The organism is Streptomyces sp. SM1 (genome assembly GCF_002910825.1).
Classification (GTDB): Bacteria; Actinomycetota; Actinomycetes; order Streptomycetales; family Streptomycetaceae; genus Streptomyces; species Streptomyces okerensis.
Window position 1 is genome coordinate 1 of record NZ_NEUB01001018.1, and the last position, 3698, is coordinate 3698.

At 68.2% G+C, this 3698-nt stretch carries 3 protein-coding genes, 2 tRNA genes and 1 pseudogene; 4 read left to right on the forward strand and 2 right to left on the reverse strand.

Annotation, left to right across the window (positions count from 1 at the left end; translation table 11 throughout):
• The 3 genes from B9S61_RS36575 to B9S61_RS36585 form a co-directional block, all read left to right on the forward strand.
• A partial coding sequence (locus B9S61_RS36575) for a phage/plasmid primase, P4 family (protein WP_103546030.1) occupies positions 1 to 1143 on the forward strand: 1143 nt, incomplete at its 5' end.
• A gap of 239 nt (positions 1144 to 1382) precedes the next feature.
• Entirely contained in the window at positions 1383 to 1580 is a 198-nt protein-coding gene (locus tag B9S61_RS36580) for a helix-turn-helix domain-containing protein (protein ID WP_103546031.1), read from the forward strand.
• Positions 1580 to 2851, forward strand: coding sequence for a site-specific integrase (locus B9S61_RS36585; protein ID WP_103546032.1), 1272 nt, complete (start codon positions 1580 to 1582; stop codon positions 2849 to 2851). Before B9S61_RS36580 ends, B9S61_RS36585 begins: the two co-directional genes overlap by 1 nt.
• 81 nt (positions 2852 to 2932) lie before the next feature.
• On the opposite strand, the gene B9S61_RS36590 is transcribed toward B9S61_RS36585, so the two are convergent.
• Both B9S61_RS36590 and B9S61_RS36595 read right to left on the reverse strand, forming a co-directional pair.
• Positions 2933 to 3005 (reverse strand) — tRNA-Arg (locus B9S61_RS36590).
• Between the two features lie 188 nt (positions 3006 to 3193).
• A tRNA-Ser gene (locus B9S61_RS36595) sits at positions 3194 to 3284 on the reverse strand.
• 180 nt (positions 3285 to 3464) lie between these two features.
• Between B9S61_RS36595 and B9S61_RS36600 the strand changes: the two are divergent.
• A pseudogene (locus tag B9S61_RS36600) lies at positions 3465 to 3698 on the forward strand (hypothetical protein); the annotation flags it as partial.

The window sequence follows — 3698 nt, forward strand, 5'->3', positions numbered from 1 at the left end:
CGCGACTGGGCACCGACCAAGCAGAAGATCGGCAACCTGCTTGACGCCCTCGGGGCCATCACCCTGCTGCCCACCGACACCGACGCCCCCGCCTGGATCGACGACCAGGGCGACACCGGGCAGGACCACGGCCCCATCGTGGCCTGTGAGAACGGGTTGCTGCGCATCCAGGATCGGGCGCTTCTGCCGCACGGCCCCGGGTTCTTCAACCTGGTCTCCGTGCCGTTCGCCTACGACCCCGACGCCACCGCGCCGACCTGGGAACGGTTTCTCACGCAGGTCTGGCCCGAGGACCCCGAAGCTGTCGCCGCGCTTCAGGAGTGGTTCGGCTACGTCCTGTCCGGCCGCACCGACCAACAGAAGATCCTGCTCATCGTCGGCCCCTCACGCTCCGGCAAGGGCACCATCGCGCGCGTGCTCAAAGAGCTGGTCGGACGGGAGAACCTTGCCGGGCCCACCCTCGCCGGACTGGGCACGAACTTCGGCCTGTCCACCCTGGTCGGCAAGCCCCTCGCCGTAATCTCCGACGCTCGCCTGTCCGGCAACGACAACAGTCAGGTCGTCGAGCGGCTGCTGACCATCTCCGGTGAGGACACCATCGACATCGACCGCAAATACCGCGCGGTGTGGACCGGCAAGCTGCCCACCCGGCTGGTGGTCCTGTCCAACGAGCTGCCGCACTTCGGCGACTCCTCCGGCGTCATCGCCAAACGGTTCATCCTGCTCAGCATGCGCACGTCGTGGCTGGGCAAGGAAGATCCCACCCTGTTCGACCGGCTCACCGCAGAGATGCCCGGCATCCTCAACTGGGCACTGGAAGGGCTCGCCCGCCTCCAGCGCAACGGACGGATCACCGAACCCCCCTCCAGCCGTGAGGCCGTCACCACCATGCAGGACACCGCCTCACCCACCAGCGCGTTCGTCCGCGAACGCTGCACCACCGGACCCGCGTGCACGGTTCCCGTGGATGTCCTTTGGAACGTCTGGCGCGAGTGGGCCGAAGACAACGGCGTCCGCCCCGGCACCAAACAGGTCTTCGGCCGCAACCTGCTCTCCGTCCTCCCCCAGCTCAACCGCACCCGCCCACGCGCTTCCACCGGCGAGCGGATCGCCACGTACCACGGGATCGCCCTCACCGGTTGAGCCCACAATCCGCCGGGTCACGGCCCATCGCGACCCAACAGCCCTGACCTGCGGCTTCTCCGGAGTCCCACCACGGCCCATCGCGGCCCACACCCGAACGGGCTGGGCCGCAATGGACCGCACAACCGCGTCACAAAACCGCAGGTCACAGCCTTGGGCCGCGATGGGCCGCGACCCACAGCATTGTGACGCCACCAACGCCCCGCGCCGTCCTCTCCTCGATCCAAGGAGATCCCTGCATGAACACCGCCATGCCCCCGAGCCACGAAGCACTCAAGGTCCCCGAAGTCATGGCCGCGCTGCGTCTGAGCCGCAGCAAGGTCTACGACCTCATCCGCAGCAAGCAGCTCGACAGCTTCACCGCCGGCCGGGCTCGCCGTGTCCCGGTCGACGCCGTTCGCCAGTACATGCAGGACCGATTGGAGGAAGCCGCCTGATGGCCAAGCGCCGCGCCAACGGTGAAGGCACGATCACGAGAAGGAAGGACGGCCGGTACCAAGCCGCCGCGTACGTCTACCGCCCCGACGGCACCCGCACGCGGAAGTTCGTCTACGGCAGGACCCGCGAGGAAGTCGCCGGCAAGCTCACGGAGATGCAGGAGATGACCCGGCAGGGCATCCCAGCGGCATCGTCCACCATGGCGTTCGGGGACTACCTGACGTACTGGCTCGCCGCAATCGCCCCGGAACGGCTCAAGCCCGCCACGCTGAACAGCTACGAAGGGCTGACCCGGCTCTACATCCGGCCCGCGCTCGGAAGAAAGCGGCTGAACCGCCTGTCGCCGACGGACGTGCGTCGCTTCCTCTCCGAGTTCAAGTCGGCGTGCCTCTGCTGCCTGCGCGGGGCGGACGACGAACGCCCGGAGGACAAGCGCACGTGCTGCGCGGTCGGTCGCTGCTGCGAGCGGCGGCCGTCCGCGCGCACCGTCCAGTACGTACACGCCGTACTGCGGTCCGCACTGCAACAGGCCATCCGAGAGGAACTGATCGCGCGGAACGTGGCCCGGATTGTGGAGACCCCCACTGTGGACCCCAAGGAGGTTCGTCCGTTGGACGTGGGCGAGACGAAAGCCCTACTCAAGACAGCCCGGCCCCACCGCCTCTACGCCCTGTGGCTGCTGCTGGTCTCCACCGGCCTGCGCCGCGGTGAGGTGCTTGGACTCACGTGGTCGGATCTGGACCTGAACGCCGGGACCCTCCGAGTGCGGCGCAACGTGCAGCGCATCCGGCGAGAACTGATCTTCGGGACACCGAAGACGATGCGGTCCGTCCGTACCGTCTCCCTGCCCCGCCGGTGCGTACAAGCGCTCACGGAGCACCGCGCGGCGCAGGACCGGGAACGCAAGATCGCCGGACCGAAGTGGAAGCCGACGGAGGGACAGCCGGCGGGCCTTGTCTTCACGACCTCCACAGGCAGGGTGATCGACCCGCGCGGGCTGAACAGGATGCTGACGATTCTGTGCCGGGACGCCAAGGTACGGCGGGTGCGGGTTCACGACCTGCGCCACACGTGCGCGTCGCTGCTGCTGGCTCAAGGCGTCGACGCACGCACCATCATGGAGACGCTGGGACACAGCACGATCACGATGACGCTGGACACCTACGCGCACGTGATGGGGACCACGCTGCGGGCCGCAGCCGACCGGATGGACGACGCCTTGGGGCTGGACGACGACCAAGGCGACACGGACGACGAGACGGCCGCCTGAACGGCGCCGCGCGGGGACGTTGATGTCACCCGCTGATGTCAAAGGCCCCTCCGGATAAACCGGAGGGGCCTTTGACCTGTGTGCACTCGGCAGGATTCGAACCTGCAACCTTCTGATCCGTAGTCAGATGCTCTATCCGTTAAGCTACGAGTGCTTGTCTCTTCAGTTTTCTCACCGCTCCCGGCCTCTGGGGCCCGCTCGCGGCGACAGGAAGAACACTACATGACTGCCGCCGCCATGTGAAATCCGTTTGGTGCACCCCTTGTGAGCTGCACGGACGCCGGTTCGGAGGGGGAGTGCGACGAAGCCCCGGCCGCAGGGGCCGGGGCTTCGTGGTGAGGGCGGAGGCGGAGGGATTTGAACCCTCGATGGGCTTTAAGACCCAAACCGCATTAGCAGTGCGGCGCCATAGACCGGACTAGGCGACGCCTCCTCGCACAGACCTTCCGCGCGTGAGTGCGAGCGGGTCGGTGCGTGCCGATGATGACACAACCGCGTGGGGTGTCACCAATCGACGCCCACGGTACTAGGCGGGGAGCCCGCAGGGCAAAGTCCTTCCGGCCGTGGGGCCGGCGTGGCGCAACGTCCCGCGCGGTGGCGCGTTGATCAGGTCATGGCTCACGTCGCACCGCAGGTCTTGTCCCAGGTCTTGTCCCAGGTCGTCGCTCCCGTCGCGTCGCGGTTCGTGCCGCGGGCGCGGCGGTTCGCCGTCGTCGGCGCCGCCGTTCTTCTCACCGCCCACGCCTCGTCGGCCGCGGCGTACGCGCGGGAGGCGCCTCCACGCGGTGACCGGCTCACCGTCACCGTGCGCGGCGCGGGCGACGGGGCGGACGGGACGTACGAGGTG

Coding starts and splice junctions, on each gene's coding strand:
- B9S61_RS36580 (WP_103546031.1), top strand. CDS start 1,383: ATGAACACCGCCATGCCCCCGAGCCACGAAGCACTCAAGGTCCCCGAA.
- B9S61_RS36585 (WP_103546032.1), top strand. CDS start 1,580: ATGGCCAAGCGCCGCGCCAACGGTGAAGGCACGATCACGAGAAGGAAG.